Origin of the sequence: Corallococcus aberystwythensis (assembly GCF_003612165.1) — a bacterium.
In the GTDB taxonomy this organism is placed as follows: domain Bacteria; phylum Myxococcota; class Myxococcia; order Myxococcales; family Myxococcaceae; genus Corallococcus; species Corallococcus aberystwythensis.
The window spans coordinates 14,434-31,871 of record NZ_RAWK01000093.1 but is presented as its reverse complement, the minus strand read 5'-3'; the positions used below and the strand labels follow the sequence as shown (position 1 = coordinate 31,871).

Sequence of the window (17,438 nt, the reverse complement as noted above, 5' to 3'; positions counted from 1 at the left end):
GCCGGGCGGACCCTATACGCAACGGAGCCGGCAGGGCGCATCTTCCAGGCGTCTGGGGCATGGTCCTGGCGCACCGGGTGTGCGAGGAAGCGGGAACCCCCCGGAGACGGGGCTGCCGGAGGAACGGAATGGGCTTGCGACACGGGCTGTACGCGCTGGGAATGGCTTGCGGACTGCTGGGCCTGGGCTGCCAGAAGCAGGAGCCCCAGACCGTCCCCATGGACGTGCCGGCCGCGCCTCCGCCCGTCAACACCGTGCCGCGCGAGGGCCCGGCGGCCACCGCCCCGGTGGTGCACCAGGTGCTGGACGTGAAGGCAGGCGGCCCGGCGGGCGCGGCGCCGGACGCGGGCGGCGAGTCCGTGGCCGGGAGCGCGGCATGGACCACGGCGACGGTGCAGAAGCCGCGCGGCGAGCCCCCGTCCATCACGCTGCGCTCGGTGCGCACCGGAGCCCACGCGGACTACGACCGCACGGTGTTCGAGTTCGACGGGCCGCGCCTGCCGGGCTACCAGCTGGGGTACGTGAAGACGCCGGTGCAGCAGTGCGGCTCCGGCAACGACGTGACGCCGGCGGGGCAGGCCGCGCTGGAGGTGCGCTTCACGCTGGCTCGGGCGCACGACGACAAGGGCCAGGCCACGGTGGCGCAGCGCACGCTCAAGCCCGCGCTGCCGTCCGTGCTGGAGCTGGAGCGCCTGTGCGACTTCGAGGGCGAGGTGACGTGGGTGCTGGGCACCGCGCGTCAGGCCCCGTTCCGCGTGCTGGAGCTGACGAACCCCACGCGCCTCGTGCTGGACGTGCAGCACGGAGGCGGGGGGCAGTGACTACTTCTTCGGCGGCTGCAGGCGCTTCTTCGCGATGAGGTCGCGCGCGTCGCGCTCCGAGTCCGCGAAGTCCACGTCCACCGTCCACTTGCCCGTGAAGTACAGGGCGAGCATCAGCGCCTTGGCGCCCGCGCGCTGGAGCGGGCCCGTGCCCAGGTAGACGTGACCGCGGAACCACTCGGCCTTCGCCTGCGCCACCAGCAGCTCGCGAGAATCCTTCTCGATGCTGGAGTTCGACACGTCGGAGATGACGAACACCGGTCCCTTCGCCGACACCTCCTTGCAGATCTCCAGCACCTTCTTCGAGTCCTCCAGCTTCGAGGGCCCGTTGAACTTCATCACCAACAAGTCCGGCTCTTCGAAATACGCGCGATGCGCTCCGAACTCCCACTCACGATGATTCGCCACGCGGTCCGTGCCTCACCCAGATGAAGAATTGCGCAGACCGGATAGCACCGGGAACGAGGATTTCCAAGGAGGGCGACCAGACCCGTTCGGGTCGTGCGCGACGTCTGTCCCGGCTGACCCGGGTCGTGCACGGGAACGGTAGGCGGAAGGGGTGACGCCGAAGCGGGCGCGGAAGCGGCGGACGAACTCCGACAGGTCGCCGAACCCGCACGCGAACGCGACGTCCGTGATGCGCTCGCCATCCATCCGCAGGCGTTCCGCGGCGAGTATCAAGCGGCGGCCCAGGAGGTAGCTGTAGGGGCTCTCTCCCACCACCTTGCGGAAGGTGCGCAGGAGGTGGTGGCGGCCCATGCCCAGTTCCTCCGCCACTACTCCCAGGGAGAGGGGTTCCACCAGCCGGGCCTCCATCAGGCGCACGGCATCCGCCATGCGGCGCTCGTCGCTGGCGGTGACAGGCCGGGCGCTGCCCGCGTGGATGCCGCTCAACGCAGCACCGGCCATCCGCAGCGCCAGCTCCTCCGCGCCGCGCAAGCCTGGCTGCTCCGCGAGCGTCTGGGCGTCGGCGATGAGCGGCGCCAGGCGCTGGAGCGGCGGGAGCCGGTGCGTGGGGAAGTCCGTCCGCGTCACCCCGGACAGGTCCGCCGCCACCTCCTCCATGAGCGCGGGGTCGAAGGAGAAGGCGATGCAGCGGTCGCCCACGCCGTGCTCGTGGCCGCAGCAGAAGGACGCGTCCTTCTCTCCGAGCAGCAGGGCCCCCGGGGTCAGCAGCACACGCCCGTTGCGGGAGCGGTAGGTGAAGCTTCCCGACAGGACCGCGGAGACGGACACCCAGGCGTGCTGTTCCTCGAAGACGGGGTCCTTCGGGCCGGAGCGGCAGAGGATCTCCCTGACGCGCCACCCGTCCCCTGAGGCCAGCGGACGCACCGTGGTCAGGTCCACTTTCCCCAAGTCGGCCACGGTCCGTCCTTTCATCCTTCCCCCCGCACATCCAACGGGGTGACTGAATCATGGCAACGGAAGCAAAGGCAGTCACGCGTGAGCTCATCTGGCGGCGCGTGATGGATGAGCTGGGCTTCGAGCATGCGCGGGTGCGGCGAGGACCGGAGGGGACGGAGCTCTCTGGGTTGATTCTCGTCGCGGAGCAGGGCGCACCGCTGCGGGCCGAGTACTCCGTCCTCTGTGACGACGCGTGGCGCACGCGCCGGGTGAGCGTGACGCAGTCCTGGCGCGGCGAGCCGCGGACGCTCACGCTGGAGCATGACGGTGACGGCCACTGGCGCAAGGACGGCCGTGTCGCGGAGGAACTGGAGGGCTGCACGGACGTGGACCTGGGCCTGAGCCCTTCCACCAACGCGCTGCCCATCAACCGGCTGCGGCTTGAGGAAGGCACCCGAGCGGAGCTCCGCGCGGCGTGGGTGCGCTTTCCCGCGCTGGAGGTGGTGCCCGCGCGGCAGGGCTACACGCGCGTGGGGCCCGCGCGCTATCGCTACGAGAGCCTGGAGAGCGGCTTCAACGCGCTGCTGGACGTGGACGAGGACGGGCTGCCCGTTGAATACGCCGGCATCTGGCGCAGGCTCGCGGAAGGGCCCGCCGCTCCCGTCTCCCCGTCGCAGGCGTTCATGGAGGCACTGGTGAGCCCCGGGCCCTCGCCGGAGCTGGGCGACGCGGCGGCCACCTTCGGTTGGTTGGTGGGCGGCTGGGCCGGGACCATCCAGGACCATGACCCGGACGGAAGCGTCCGCCAGAGCCACGGCGAGTGGTGGTTCCACTGGGTGCTGGAGGGACGGGCCCTGCAGGACGTGTTCATCGTGCCGTCGCGGCACGCGCCCGCGCAGTCAGGCCCTGGGGCCAACAAACGCTACGGCACCACGGTGCGCTCGTTCGACCGGGCCGGGGGGAAGTGGCGCATCGTCTGGGTGAGCCCCACGGGTGGCGCCATCAACCGGCTGGACGGGGGCCGGGACGGGGACCGGCTCGTCCTCCTGGGCGAACACCACGGGAAGCCCATCCGCTGGAGCTTCTCCGACATCGGGCCGGACCGCTTCACCTGGCGCGGCGAGGAGCAGGACAGCACCGGCCACTGGAAGCTCCAGGCACGCTTCGACATGCGGCGCATCGCCTGAGCCCGGGCCCCGGGCATCCATGCCGCCCCCTCTGCCCGGCGTGGTCCGCCCAACTGGTCCGACTGTCGGACCAGTTCGTACCGGTCGCGACCGGCGGGCGGCCCCATGGGGCTCTCGCTTTCTCATCCACGAGGGTCGGAAATCCATGTTCGGTCCGGCACGTCGTCTGCAAGCATCAACGCTCGCCGCCTCGCAGTTGGTCAGCGGCGCCGTCCAGTCGCGTCAGCAAGTCCGCGTGGCGGGCCCGAGCCTCGGCTCCGCCCGCGCGCAGCGCCATGGCGAGCACCTGCGGCAGGTTGAGCGCGGCATCCGCGCGCAGCCGCTGCTGGTACTGCGCGGCCCAGTCCGGCGGGATGCGCAGCGACCAGTTGCGCGCGTCCACGGAGCCCGGCGCGTTGTACGTGTCGGGCATGCCGAGCAGGTCCGCGAAGAACACCATCACGCTGCGTGCCCGGCTGGCGAACAGGTCCGCGAACTTCGCCTGCGCGAGCAGCCCCGGGTCCTGCGCCAGCTGACGCGCGAACGCCTCACGTCCCTCCGCTTCGGGATGCAGCCGCTCGGCAAGGTAATCCGCCTGGGCGCGCAGCGCGTGCTTCCACTGCCATTCGGAGACGAGCCGCCAGAGGGACTTCGTGTCGTGGTTGCCCACCATGACCCAGTCCTCGGGGGCCACGTTCTCGCTGCGGTACACGTCCGCCGGGTTGCTCAGGTCCGCCTTCTGCGTGACGCGGAAGCGGCCCAGGCCATCGCGGGCCATCACTCGCGACAGTTCGTACGGCAGCGTGCTCAGCACCTCGCACAGCACGTCCTCGCGGGCCCGGCCGCGCTCGCGCGCCGTGCGCACCACGGAGTCGAAGAGGATGGCGTAGCGGCCCACCTGCTCCTCCGTGAGCGCCTTCACCCAGCCATCCGCGTGACGCGACACCGAGCGGTCCAACTGCTCCGGCGCGACAATCGAATACCGCGCCAGCTCCGGGTGGTCCGGCAGGTCCGGCGAGGAGAACAGCCGCGCCCCACCCTGCACCGCGCGCAGCGGATCCACCGAACCCGCGCGGTACACCCACGGGCACACGAGTCCGTGCGGATGGTCGATGCGCAGCCCGTCGTACTCGGAGAGCATCTTGCTCAGCCGCGCGTCCATGAAGCGCAACACCGGCCCGGGGCTGGAGCCGTCCGGAGCGACGTACTGCTCGGGATCCAGCACGGGGTAGTTCCACGGCTGGCCTTCCGGGTTGGTGCGGCTGGGCGGAGCCCCCATGAGGTACGCGCGCAGGAACAGTCCCTGCCGCGCCCACGTGTCCCGGGGCGAAAAACCAATCTGGAGGTCCCCGTACAGCTTGAGCCCCCAGGCCCCCGCGCGCTCGCGCAGGAGTCCGTGCTGTTCGGACACGAGGAACTGGCGGAACGCGTACTGCTCCACCGCTTCGGCTTCGACGGTGAGCAGTTCCTGGATGCGGGCCTCCGCCTCACCCACTTCACCGGGACGCGGAGCGAACAAGCGCCCCTCCAGCGAATCCGCCCAGCTCCGCCAGTCATCCGGCGTGTGGTGCCGCGTGGCGAGCACGTCGAACAATGCATCCCGCTCCAACCACTCCCGGTGCTCCGCGCGGAAGCCCTCGAAGCGCCGGACGAGCCCCGGCTCCCGGGTGCGCCGGAAGGTGTCCCACGCCTCCTGGAGCGCCAGCGCCTGGCCCCGGCACGCGGAGTGGTAGCGCGCCTCCGGCCCATCATCCGCGGACGCATCGGAGGCAAGCCGGGCCAGCGTGCCGGGGGAGAGCAGCGCGCCCCACGGCCCATGCGGATCCGTGAGCGGCGCGAGCGCCACGTTCAGCGTGTTGCGCGAGAACAATGTGCCGTCATACGGCGACGGGTTGTGCGCGGTGGTCTGCCCCTGCGGTCCCAGCTGGATGCCGGTGAAGCCCAGGTCCCGCGCGAAGGCGAGGAAGCGCGCGGCGCCCTCGGAGTACGGCGAGCCGCGCCCCAGGTCCTCTCCGGCGAGGCCCGGGAAGCTGGGGTCATGGATGCTCAGGACCCAGCGGGTGACCCCCAGTGCGTCCAGGGCTTCGGTGACGAGCGAGCGGTGCGAATCGGGCAGCGGTGACGGGAGCTCCACACTCCTGACCCTATGGCCCCCCGCCCCATGCGCCAACCGTTCTTGAGGGTGACACGAGCTTCGTTCCCCCGTCAGTCCTGCCGGGCCTGCGGCTGGGGCCGGGGCTCGCCGCCGCCATGCGCCGGCCCGTGTGCCTGCCCGCTCGCCTTGAACACCCGGCGCAGCTTGCCGGTCATCCACGTGCGGGCATCCGTGAGGATTTCATACACCGTCGGAATCACCAGCAGCGTGAGCAGCGTGGAGGTGATGACGCCGCCAATCACCGCGCGGCCCAGCGGCGCCCGGAAGTCGCCGCCCTCGCCGTGCCCCAGCGCCACCGGCACCATGCCCGCGATGAGCGCCAGGGTCGTCATCATGATGGGCCGCAAGCGGATGCGTCCCGCTTCAATCAGCGCCTCACGCAACGGCAGTCCCTTCTCGTGCTGCCACTTGGCGAAGTCGATGAGCAGGATGGCGTTCTTCGCCACGATGCCCATCAGCAGGATGACGCCGATGAGGCTCATGATGTTCAGCGTGTCCCCCGTCACCACCAGCGCCAGCACCACGCCGATGAGCGACAGCGGCAGCGACACCAGGATGGCCAGCGGATCCACGAACGAACCGAACTGGATGACGAGGATGAGGTACATCAGCATCACCGCCACGCCCAGCGCCAGGAACACCCGGCCGAACACCTCCTGCTGATCCGCGGACTCGCCGCCCGTGGACACCGCATAGCCCGGCGGCACCTTCACTGCCTCGAGCCGCGTCTGGACGTCGTTCATCACCTCCGACAGCGACCGCCCGGCCACGTTCGCCTGCACGTTGATGACCTTCTCGCGGTTCAGGTGGTCGATCTGCGCCGGGCCCACGGTTTGATTCACCGTCGCCACCTGCCCCAGCGGCACCACCACTGGCGCGCCCGTGGCGGTGGAGCCCACCACCAGCGGAAGCTGCGTCAAGTCGGACGGGTTCTCACGGAAGCGTGGCGCCAAGCGCACCATCACGTCGCGCGTCTCGCCAATGGGGTCCACCCAGTCGCCGGAGTCCAGGCCCGCGAAGGCCGGCCGCAGCGACTGCGCCACCTGCCCCACCGTCACGTTGAGCTGACCCGCGACGCCGCGGTTCAGCTCCACCTCCAGCTCCGGCTTCTCACCGCGCGTGGACAGCCCCACGTCCACCGCTCCCGGCACCTGCTTCACCTCCTTCATCACCTGCTGCGCGAACTGGTTGAGCCCCTTGGACTCCGGTCCGCGCAGCTCCAGCTGGATGGACTTGATGGCGCCGCCGAAGCCGCTGGTGAACACCGACACGTTCGCGCCGCCCACCGCGAGCAATTCCTGACGCAGCGTCTTGCCCAGCACCTCCTGGCTCGCCTTGCGCTCCGTCTTCGGCTTGAGCCGCACGTACACCAGCGCCTGGTCCACGCCCGGCGAGCGCAGCGGCAGCGGCACGCCAATGGTCGTGTACGTGTACGCGACCTCCGGGTGCTGGCGCGTGAGGCGGGACACCTCCTCCACCTTGCGCCGCGTGTAGTCCAGGCTGGAACCGGCGGGCGTCTCCACCAGCATCTCAATCTCCGCGCGGTCGCTCACCGGCACGAAGCCCGCGCCGCCGAAGACGCCTTGCAGCGCCACGGCGCCCACCAGCGAGCCCACCGCCAGCAGCACCATCGCGAGCCGGTGGTCCAGCGCCCACGCGATGACGCCCTTGTAGCGGTCCGCCTGCCGGTCGAACCAGTGGTTGAAGCGCGTCAGCACGCGCGAGATGAAGTTGCGCCGCTCGCCCTTCTCCACCTGCGGGTCCGGCCAGTACGCGCTGAGCATGGGGTCCAGCGAGAAGCTCACGAACAGCGACACCAGCACCGAGCACGCGATGGTGAGCGCGAACGGCTTGAACCACTGCCCCGCGACGCCGTACATGAACGCCACCGGGACGAACACCGCCACGATGGAGAACGTCGTCGCCGCCACCGCGAGCCCAATCTCGTTCGTGCCCTCGCGCGCCGCCGTGTAGTGGTCCTTCCCCATCTCCACGTGCCGCACGATGTTTTCGCGCACCACGATGGCGTCGTCGATGAGGATGCCGATGGCCAGCGTCAGCCCCAACAGCGACATGGTGTTGAGCGTGAAGCCGAACGCCCAGACGCTCACGAACGACGCCAGCACGGACACGGGCAGCGCCAGGCCGGTAATCACCGTGGAGCGCCATGAATTGAGGAACAGGAACACCACCAGCACCGTGAGCAGCGCGCCTTCAATCAGCGCCTGCTGCACGTTGACGACGGAGTCCTCCACGCGCGTGCCCGCGTCGCGGACGATTTCGAGCTTCGCGTTGGCGGGCAGCCGCTGCTGGAGCATCTTCACCCGCTCGCGCACGCCGTCCGCGACCTCCGTGGTGCTGTAGCCCTTGGCCTTGATGACCTCGATGCCCACCGCCTGCGCGCCGTTGTAGAGCGACAGGGTGCGCGGCTCCTCGGTGCCGGCGAACACGTCCGCCACCTCTCCCAGCCGCAGCGTGCGCCCGCCTCTCTCCGCGATGGGCACCTGCGCGAAGTCCTCCGGCGTTTCCAGGCGGCCCTTGAGCCGGATGGTGCGCTCCTGCAATTCCGTGTTGAGCCGGCCCACCGGCGCCGCCAGGTTCTGCGCCTGGAGCGCCGCCACCACCTGCGCCACCGACAGGCCCGCGGCCTGGAGCGCCGCGGGCCGCACCTGCACCGTCATCTCCCGGTCCACGCCGCCCACCACCGTGGCCTGCGCCACGCCGGGCACCGAGCGCAAATCCCCCACGACCATAGGGTCCGCGATGAGCGTCAGCGCGGGCACATCCAGCGCCTGCGACGTCAGCACCAGCGACACGATGGGCTGATCCGCCGGGTCGAAGCGCGTGAGGATGGGCTCCTCCATCTCCTGCGGCAGGTCCGCGCGCTTGCTGGAGATGGCGTCCCGGATGTCCTGTGACGCCTCCTGCACGTCCTTCTCGAAGTCGAAGAAGACCGTGAAGTTCGCCAGGCTGTCCGTGGAGCTGGACGTGGTCTTCTTCCCGTCCACGCCGGAGATGGCGAAGATGGCGTCCTCGATGGGCTCCACGATTTCGCGCTCCACCGTGTCCGGTGCGGCGCCTGGATACGCGATGGTGACGTTGATGACCGGCTGCTGAACGTCCGGGAACTCGTCCGTCTCCAGGTTGAACAGCGCGACGATGCCGAACACGACGAGCGCCACCATCGCCGTGACGGTGATGATGGGGCGCTTGATGGCGAAGTCGGAGATGAACACGGACGACTCCTGCGGTGCTTCAAGAGGTGAAGACGCCCGGCGCTACTTCGCGGGCGCCTGTTGGGCAGGCTGCGTGGGAGCCCCGGCCGCCGCCGGAGCCGGCACCGGAGCCTGCATGGGCCCGCTGCCACCGGACGCGCTGCCCGCGCCGCCCACGCCCTGCTGGGCCTCCGGGGGTGTGGCGGGCCGCTGCTTCTTCGGCCCCTCCGGCGCGGCGGTGAGCTTCACCGGCGTGCCGTGGGTCAGGTCGCGCGCGGAGCCGAGCAACACCACGTCCCCGGCCTTCAAGCCCTGACGCACCTCCACGGTCTGCGCCACGTCGTCGCGCAGGCCCGTCGTCACCGCCACCTGCTCCACCTTGCCGTTGGAGATGCGCTGCACGGTGGGCGGCTCCTGGCGCGTGTCCAGCGCGTCCACCGGCACGGCCAGCGCCTCCTTCGCCTGGGACGCCACGCGCCCCAGCGCGAACAGGCCGGACAGGAGCGTCTGCTCGCTGTTGGGGATGCTCACGTAGATGCGCACCTGGCCCGTGGCCGGATCCACCGCCGGGTTGATGCGCTCCACCTCCCCCTTGAAGGCGCGGTCCGCGTAGCCATTCACCTGGAAGTCCACGGGCGTGCCGACCTTCACCTGGCCCAGCTGCGCCGCGGGCACGGAGGCCTCCAGCCGCAGCGTCGCGGGGTCCACCACCGTGAAGAGGGGCGCGCCCGGCTGGACGATGTCACCCGCGTTCACCTGCCGCTCGCTCACCACGCCGTTGAAGGGCGCGGTCACCTTCGTGCGCGCCAGCTGGTCCTGCGCCAGCTTCAGCCGCGCCTGCGCCTCCGCCAGCTGTCCCTCCGCCTGCGTCCGCGCCAGCTGCGTGCGTTCGAAGTCGCGGCGGGTGATGACGCCCTGCTTGACCAGCACTTGATTGCGCTGCTCATCCGCCTTCGCCACCTGCAAGGCATTGCGCGCCACGCGCAGGGTGGAGCTGGCGGCCAGCACCTGCTCGCGCAGCGTGCGCTCCTCCACGCGCGCCAGGACCTCCCCCTCCTTCACCGCCTGGCCCTGTTCCGCGTTCACGTCCAGGATGCTGCCGCCCATCTCCGCGCGGACGCTGGCCAGCCGCCGTGCCTGGAGCGACCCGGAGATGACGGGGCCGCTCTCCAGCTTCATCGGCTCCACGCGCACCACGTTCTCCGGCCCCAGCGACACCACCGTGGGTGCGGCGGGCGCGACGGCGTCCTCGGAGCGCTGTCCACAGGCGCCAGCCAACCAGACGACGGCCCACACGGCCCCCAGCCGCGCACCCGCGCGCCGGGCGCGACGTCCCTGAGTGGTTTTGGATCGTCCCACGGCCTGCCTCCCCCGGTTCCGGGGCACCCCGGAGCCGGGTAAACGTGGTGCCGCCCCCCCGCCCGGGGAAGTCGTGCCACCACGGACCGTGAACATGGAGGACACCCCAAGCCCGTCCCCCTGACAGGCCGGGAACCGGGCGGACGCAGCCCTGAACGACGACGGCCTCCGCCCCGGACAGAGGGACGGAGGCCGCGATGCTTCACAGCTGGGAGCGGCTTTAGTGGACGGCCGGCGCGGCGTTCACGAACGACGTGGTGAGGCAGCTCTGGTTGGCCATCTGGTCCAGGAACGTCTGGCGCGCCAGCACCTCGTTGAACGTGCGCACGGGCGCCCCGTCCGCGCGGTCCGGCACGGTGAGCGCGCCGCTGAGGAACGGCGACAGCGCGCCGGTCCAGCTCACGTGGGTGAAGTTCGTGCCCAGCTCGTCGCCGTGGCAGCCGTCACAGGTGTTGAGCGAGAAGACATGCCGCGCCTGACGGTTGGGGATGACGGACGCCGGCTGGCTCCAGAACGGCGGGGTGGCCACGGGGTTCGTCACGACGGAGCGGCCCGCGCGGAAGGGACCGGTCGACCACGGCAGCGGCACGGAGTACGTGCCCGCGACGATGGCCGCCGCGTTGGCGTTCACGTACGACGGGAACAGGGTGTTCTGCGTCGTGCGGTCCGGCGTCTGGGCCACGGTGTGGCTGTTGAGCAGGCCCAGGATGGGCGGCGGCGTGGTGGAGAACGAGTTGGGGTTGATGGAGCCGTTCCAGAGGCGGAACTCGCGCAGCTCCCAGGGATGGGCCAGCCACTCCTCGTTGGTGCGCACCTGGTTGATGGAGCTGCGGTTGGGCTTGCGCGGGGACAGGTCGCGCTTGGCGAACTGCTCCGTCAGGGCCTCCAGCGCCGCGTTGTACGCCGCGCTCCCCAGCGGCAGCCCGGACAGGGCCTGCCACTGCTGCGCGTAGCTCTTGATGGCCGCGCAGCCGTTCTTGTCCACCCCGTACTCGAGGATGACCAGGAAGGGCACCGTGTAGCAGCTGCTCCCCGTGCCCGTGGTGGCCGCGAAGATGAAGCGCCCCTCGCCCGCGGAGCCGGAGCCATAGGCCGGGTTGCTGCCGGCCAGGTCCAGGCGGTTCACGATGGCGATGAGCTTGAACGGCGACCGGGCCAGGTTCAGCTCGCCGGAGGACAGCTTCGGCCAGGGTCCGATGAGGTTCCCCGCGATGGACGTGCGCGGCGGGTTCACGAAGCCGTTGATGGTGCGCGGCTGCTCCCACTGCCGCAGCCACTCGCGCACGAAGGTGGAGGGGGCCACGCCCGTGAAGGGCTGGTTGGCCATCTCCGTCATCAGGTAGTTGAACGTCCACTTGCCGGCCGGGTTGCCCGCGCCGGTGCACGGGTCAAACGTGCGCGTCGGGTCGTTCACGACGCCCGGCGACCGGATGATGAGCGAGCGCGCGGGGTCCACCAGCGACGCCAGGCCAATGGGCTGGATGGGCACGGGCTGGCCCACCGGGAACTGCGGGCTCAGCGCCGTCACCGGCACGGTGCGCACCAGCTGGCGGTTCTCGAACACGGCCGTGGTCAGCTGGGTGGGCGACTGGGACTGCGCCTGCGCGATGCGCTGCTGCTGCGCCTGGAGCTCCACGAAGTCGAACGTGCCGGAGGCCGTGAAGAGCAGGTCCCCCGCCACCGCGTCGCCGCCCTGGCCGTTGTCGCGGAACGTCAGCTGCTGCGTGCCCTCCGCCATCGTCAGCGTCCCGCCGCGGAACGCCTCGTTCTCCGTGCGATTCGACTTCAGCTTCAGCTGGAACACCGTGGCCGTGCTCTTGCTGGCCGCGCCCTGGGGAATGGCGAAGAGGGACTCCACCACCGGGCGCGCCGGGTCCCCTTCCAGGGCCTGCAGGGTCGTACCAAGCGCCGCCTCCAGGTTGCCGGACGGGTCCACGGCCTGGGCGGAGGACTCCGCCGCGGGCGCGGAAGGCGCGGGGGTTTCGGACGTCTCCGGAGCGGGCTGGCCACAGCCCACCGCCAGCGACGAGGCCAGCAGCGCGAACGGCAGGCGCCGCCCCAGCTTCCAGGAATGCTTCCACAGCGAAGACAGCTCAGGCTTCATGGGGTGCTCCACTCACGACGGGGTTACCGCGACGACAGCCTCGCGATGGGGCACCCTCCCCCTCACCGTTCGCGGGACCCTGGACACACCGGTCCCGTCCCCCTCCGTGAATGCGGAAAACGCCCCATGCCCCTCCGGTCCTTGCGACACGGAGGCGAATGGAGCGTTCTCATAACATGAAAGACTGACAATTATCGACTTCCAGATTTTGTAACCTAATCCGCTACAAGTCTGGGATTGCTGTAACCTGTCAGGCTACAGACCGCTGAGCCCGAAGGGCGACTCGCTGATGAGGCGGGTGCCAGACTGGAAGTGGCTGGTGGTGCCGCAGTCGGGGATGGGGTTGAAGCTCGAGCACGTCACGGGCGCGTGGGCGCGGGTCTCGGCGGTGAAGCAGCGCGCGCCGGCCTCGTTCCACTCGGCCTCCACGCTCCAGGACTCGGTGTCCGCCTGGACGCCCACGCCGTCGTAGAGGTTGACCCACTGGCCATCGGTGGTGTGCGACTCGCCGTCGCCGCAGAAGTCCGCGCGCACCATGCGGGTGCAGGCCTGGTGGTGGCCCGCGAGGCTCTGGCCGTTGACGGTGGCCCAGGGCTTGTAGCCAAAGTGCATGCACTTCGCGATGGCGGCGCCCTCGCAGGCGAAGGTGAACGCGGTGGCGTCTTCAATCTTCTCCCCGCCGCCCGCCACGCCCTGGAGGTAGTTCCAGCGGCCGGCCACGGCGATGGCGGAGGTTCCCGCGCCGTTGGCGTCCTGGCACACGGGGCGCCAGCTCCCGTCGGTGCCCTGGTAGGAGACCTGGTAGGACCACAGGTCGCTGTCGGCGCCGCTGCCCTGGGTGATGCTGTCCACGCGCAGGGGCAGGGTGGTTCCGTCGCCCAGCTTTCCGACGAAGCGCGCCCCGGTGAAGCTCATGCCGGTGATGGGGTTGGTGCCGTCCAGGCCGACGAAGGCCGAGCCCTGGAGCCGCACGTTGGTCAGCAGCTTGCCGGAAGCGGCGTGCGCGCCCGTGTAGGCCACGGACACCAGCATGCCGCCCAGCTCGCTGTTGTTCAGGTTGCGGCCGTTGAGGTTGCGTCCATTGAGGTTGCGTCCGTTGGGAGACGCGATCTCCGCCACCTGCGTGCGCAGGGAGGGAGCCTCGGGCTCCGACGATTCCGTGCCACAGCCCACCGCCACGACGGCGAAACACGCCGCGACCACTCGCTGCAACGTCCTCATCTGGATGCCCCTTCCCTGCCCCGACCCCGACCCGCACCGTTCTGCAAGGCACAAGGTCTGTCTGGGGCACGGAAGCGGCAACCGCGGCAGGCCCGTCAGGGCACTTGCAGCGTCCAGTGGCTTCCAGTTGGCGGCGACCCCGGGGCGGGTTCCGCGGTTCCCGGGGGGTTCCAGTGTCCGGTGGTGCTCAGCCGCCGGACACGGGCGCGTCCGCGCAGACGCGCAGGCCCACCGTGACGTCGCGCAGCGAAGCCTCTGGCAGCTCCCGGTTGGAGGAGCGTGCGCTCGTCACGTTGAAGGTGAAGCTGCCTCCCCGGGCCACCGGGCGGCCGGGCTCCAGCCACGAGCGCGTCCACTCCCAGACGTTGCCCGCCATGTCGTCCGCGCCGAAGGGGCTGCGGGACGCGGGGTGGCTGCCCACGGCGTCCGGACCGAAGCCGCCCGGGTCCTTGCCGTAGGTGACGTCCACGTTGGCCTCGTCCGGGCCCAGCCGGGGGCCGTGGGGGTACTCACGGCCGTCCACGCCGCGCGCGGCGCGCTCCCACTCCAGCTCCGAGCACAGCCGCGCGCCCGGCACCCGGCCGGACGTGGACAGCCACGTCACGTAGGCCTCCGCGTCCGCGAAGCTGATGCCGCTCACGGGGAACTGGCGCCAGTCCTGCTCCGTGCGCTGCGAGCGCCGGGCGTACCTCACGGGCTCGCCCGTGCGCGCCGTGTAGCGCACGCCGCCGGGCTGGAAGCGCAGCCGCCAGCCATTGCCGTCCGGCTCCAGCGCCAGGCCTCCGGCATAGCCGCCCGTGCCCACGCGGGGCTGACGCGAGGCGCGCTCGCCGGGGGGCAGGGCCTCCAGGTACTGGAGCCAGTCCGCGTACGTCGTCTCGTGGCGGGCGATGAGGAAGCCCTGCACGGGCACCGTGTGCAGCGGGGTGGCGTTGAGGAAGTCGCGCACGCTGGACTCGGCGGCGCTGCCGAAGCGCACGTCGCCCGGGGGCACGTAGGCGAACCCCGGCGGAAGCGAGCCCGCGCGGATCAGCGGCAGGACGACGCGCCGCGACTCCCCGCGCGTCACGAGCAGCGGCTGCACGGAGTCCTCGTGGCCCGGCGCGCGCACCGTGAGCTGCCAGGTCCCTGGAGGCACGGCGACGTCGCTCCAGGGCAGCGCCCCCAGGGAAGGCAGGGCCTCCCCCACGGCCTCCGGCCCGCTGGCCTCGTGCGACACGGGGCGCAGCTCCGCGGAGGCTCCGGGCGCATCCACCTGGAGGGACAGGTGCGCGGGCGTGTTCCAGCGGTTCCAGCGCACGTTGTCGACGTCATAGAGGCGCATGCGCTGCAGCAGCGCGGGCAGCACGGGCTCGCGCTCGCTTTCGGCCCACAGGGCGCGCTCGTAGAGGAAGTCCGCCAGCGCGTCGCGCACGTCCGCGCGGGTGGGGGCCAGCGCCAGCGCGCGCTCCAGCCGGTCCGCCACGGCGTCGAAGTGGTGGGACAGCTGGGCACCGTGCCCGGCCACCTTCGCCCAGCTCCGGTCGCCGTCCGCCTTGTGGCCGGTGTCGTAGAGCCCGAAGGCCTCCGCGCGCTCGGCCTGGAGCGCGTCGCGTTCCCGGCGCACGGCGTCCAGCTCCGAGCCGGCCGCGGCCAGCTCGCCGCGCACGCGCGCATTGAGGACGTGGCGTTCGCGCCACTGGAGGCCCGCGTAGACGAGCCCCAGCGACGCGAGGAAGCCCAGCACCAGCCCCAGCTTCAGGCGCCGGCTGCGCACGCCGGTGCGGCGCGAGGTGCTGAGGAAGGACTGCTCGCGCTGGGTGAGCTCGGACGGCTCCAGCAGCTCCGTCTCCGCCAGCTGGCGCGGCCCCCAGAGCGACTCGCGCGCATGGCCCAGGCGCTCCCACTGCGCGGCGGCGGCCTCCAGGCGGGCCTGCACCTCGCGGCGCTCGCCCGCCTCCACCAGCCAGCGGGCCAGCGTGGCCCACCCGGTGAGGAGCGCTTCGTGGGCCAGCTCATACGCGGTGCCGCCCTCCCCTTCGCGCGCCACGAGCAGGCGCGCGCGCACCAGGGCCTCCAGCGCGGCGCGGTAGCGGGGGTCGTCACCCACGAGCTCGCGGTCCGTCTTGCGCGCGCGGGTGCCGTCCGCCGTCACCAGGCGCAGCATCACCCCGCGCGCCGCCGAGCGCTGGTCGGGCAGCAGCCGGGCCACCGCGGCGTCGGCATGCCGGGCGAGCGCGCCGGACACCCCGCCCAGCGAGTCCAGCGCCGCCTGGGTCATCACGCCCCGGGACTCGTCGCGCGCGTCCCACAGCTCCGCCAGCGCGAACTGGAGCAGCGGCAGGCCGCCGTCGGACGCCGCCGTGGAGGCGACGAGCGCGTCCACCACGCCTTCGGACTCGAAGCGCACGCCCTTCACGCGGGCAGGCCCGACGATGGCCTCGCGCGTCTCCTCCGCGGTGAGCGCGCGCAGGAGGTACAGCGCGTGCGGCACCTCCGGGCCCAGGCCCGGCACGGCGGTGAGGCGGGTGAGGAAGTCGCTGCGGCCCGTGGCGAGCAGCCGCAGGCCCCCGGCCGCCTCCGTGAGCGACCCCAGCGCGGCGCCCGCGAGCGCGGCCTCCTCCGGCGGGGACAGCGTCACCAGTTCCTCCATCTGGTCCATGTAGACGAGCAGCCCGCCCTGCGTGCCCAGCTTCGCGCGCAGCCTGCGGGCGAGCGCCGCGGGGTCCTGGCGCAGCGTCTCCGCGAGCGGCTCCTCGTCCACCTCCAGCACCGGCGCGAGCGCCACCGCCAGCGCGGACACGGGCCTGCGCCCGGGCACGAGCCGCACGGTGCGCCAGCGCCGGCCGTCCTCCAGCGCGCCGTCCGCCACGGCGGGGAGGATGCCCGCCAGGCACAGGGACGACTTGCCCACGCCGGAGTCGCCCGTCATCAGCAGGAAGGCCTCCGCCTTGAGCCGCTCCAGCACGGAGCGCTGCTCGCGGCGGCGGCCGAAGAAGAGGGCGCGGTGCTCGGCCTCGAAGGCCTGGAGGCCGCGGTAGGGGTTGCCCTCCGGCACGGCGGCCGGCGTCTCCTCGCGCGTCAGCGCCTCCAGCGCGTCGAGCAGCTGCGCGGCGGACGCATGGCGCTGGGCCGGGTCGCGATTGAGGCACTTGTCGATGGCGGCGGCGAAGCCGGGGTCCACCGAAGGGGCCACCTCCAGCAGGGGGCGCACGTCACGGGTGCGCACGGCCTCGGACAGCTCGCGCCAGGGCACGTCGCGGAAGGGCCCCTTGCCCGCGCACAGCTCGTAGAGCACGACGCCCAGCGAGTACACGTCGCTGCGCGCGGAGAGCTCCTCCCCGGCCCAGGCCTCCGGGGACATGTAGTAGGGCGTGCCCACCAGCGCCCCGCGCGGCAGGGACGGCAGGAAGACGCCGTCCAGCGAGCGGGCCCCCAGGGCCGGGCTGGCCTCCGGGTCCCAGTCCGCGGGCAGCTCCGGCGGCGGCAGGGGCGCGCGCGGCGCGGTGGATTCACCGGCCTCCGCGCGGTCGAGCAGCTTGGCCAGGCCGAAGTCGAGCAGCTTCACCTCGCCGCTCTCCGTGAGGACGGCGTTGCCCGGCTTGATGTCGCGGTGGAGCACCCCCCGGCGGTGGGCCGCGCCCAGGCCCCGGGCCAGGTCCCGCCCGATGCCGAGCGCGCGCTCCCAGTGCACCGGCCGGGCCAGCCGGTCCAGGCTGACGCCCCGGATGAACTCCGAGATGAGATACGGCTGATCCTCCAGCTGCCCCACCCGGTACAGGGTGACGACGTTGGGGTGCTGGATGCGGGCGGCGGCGCGGGCCTCCACCAGGAAGCGCGCCAGCGCGTTGGAGCCCAGCGACGGGATGAACTTCACCGCGACGGGGCGCTCCAGGAGCGTGTCGTGCGCCAGGTACACCCGGCCCGTACGCCCCCGTCCGAGCGGCCGCACGATGCGGTACTCGTCGAACTCCTCGGGAGGAGTCCACGCGTCGGCTGGAGGAGACGAGGCGGGAGAGCCCACCAGGGTTGCCTACGTTTCCCGCGTCCGTGGGTCAACCGGGGGGCCCGCGG

Annotated in this window: 10 protein-coding genes; 2 read left to right on the top strand and 8 right to left on the bottom strand. The window is 71.7% G+C overall.

All coding sequences use genetic code 11. The annotated features are described in order from the left end of the window. Positions 1 to 128 precede the first annotated feature (128 nt). A complete protein-coding gene (locus D7W81_RS17080; protein ID WP_167508070.1) occupies positions 129 to 821 on the top strand; it encodes an AMIN-like domain-containing (lipo)protein in 693 nt (230 codons plus the stop codon). Here D7W81_RS17080 and D7W81_RS17075 read toward each other — a convergent pair whose 3' ends face one another. Continuing rightward, a complete protein-coding gene (locus tag D7W81_RS17075) occupies positions 822 to 1,229 on the bottom strand; it encodes a hypothetical protein (protein WP_147445511.1) in 408 nt (135 codons plus the stop codon). A gap of 12 nt (positions 1,230 to 1,241) precedes the next feature. Further along, the gene (locus tag D7W81_RS17070; protein ID WP_158621613.1) at positions 1,242 to 2,186 is read right to left on the bottom strand and encodes a helix-turn-helix transcriptional regulator; all 945 of its coding nucleotides are present in this window, start codon (positions 2,184 to 2,186) and stop codon (positions 1,242 to 1,244) included. Positions 2,187 to 2,236: 50 nt separating this feature from the next. Between D7W81_RS17070 and D7W81_RS17065 the strand changes: the two genes are divergently transcribed. Continuing rightward, positions 2,237 to 3,352 (top strand): putative glycolipid-binding domain-containing protein, encoded by a 1,116-nt coding sequence (locus D7W81_RS17065; RefSeq protein ID WP_120556448.1) that lies wholly within the window; start codon positions 2,237 to 2,239, stop codon positions 3,350 to 3,352. Between the two features lie 175 nt (positions 3,353 to 3,527). Here the strand turns inward: D7W81_RS17065 and D7W81_RS17060 are convergent, their stop codons facing one another. From D7W81_RS17060 to D7W81_RS17035, 6 genes are all read right to left on the bottom strand, one after another. Continuing rightward, complete coding sequence (locus tag D7W81_RS17060) at positions 3,528 to 5,465, bottom strand: 4-alpha-glucanotransferase (RefSeq protein ID WP_208721338.1); 1,938 nt, start codon at positions 5,463 to 5,465, stop codon at positions 3,528 to 3,530. Positions 5,466 to 5,536: 71 nt separating this feature from the next. Next, complete coding sequence (locus D7W81_RS17055) at positions 5,537 to 8,722, bottom strand: efflux RND transporter permease subunit (RefSeq protein ID WP_120556447.1); 3,186 nt, start codon at positions 8,720 to 8,722, stop codon at positions 5,537 to 5,539. Positions 8,723 to 8,764: 42 nt separating this feature from the next. Then, entirely contained in the window at positions 8,765 to 10,060 is a 1,296-nt protein-coding gene (locus tag D7W81_RS17050; RefSeq protein WP_120556446.1) for an efflux RND transporter periplasmic adaptor subunit, read from the bottom strand. A gap of 220 nt (positions 10,061 to 10,280) precedes the next feature. Next, entirely contained in the window at positions 10,281 to 12,164 is a 1,884-nt protein-coding gene (locus D7W81_RS17045) for a hypothetical protein (protein WP_120556445.1), read from the bottom strand. Positions 12,165 to 12,419: 255 nt separating this feature from the next. After that, complete coding sequence (locus D7W81_RS17040; protein ID WP_120556444.1) at positions 12,420 to 13,385, bottom strand: ADYC domain-containing protein; 966 nt, start codon at positions 13,383 to 13,385, stop codon at positions 12,420 to 12,422. A gap of 187 nt (positions 13,386 to 13,572) precedes the next feature. Further along, entirely contained in the window at positions 13,573 to 17,388 is a 3,816-nt protein-coding gene (locus tag D7W81_RS17035; RefSeq protein ID WP_120556443.1) for an nSTAND1 domain-containing NTPase, read from the bottom strand. Between the last annotated feature and the right edge of the window lie 50 nt (positions 17,389 to 17,438).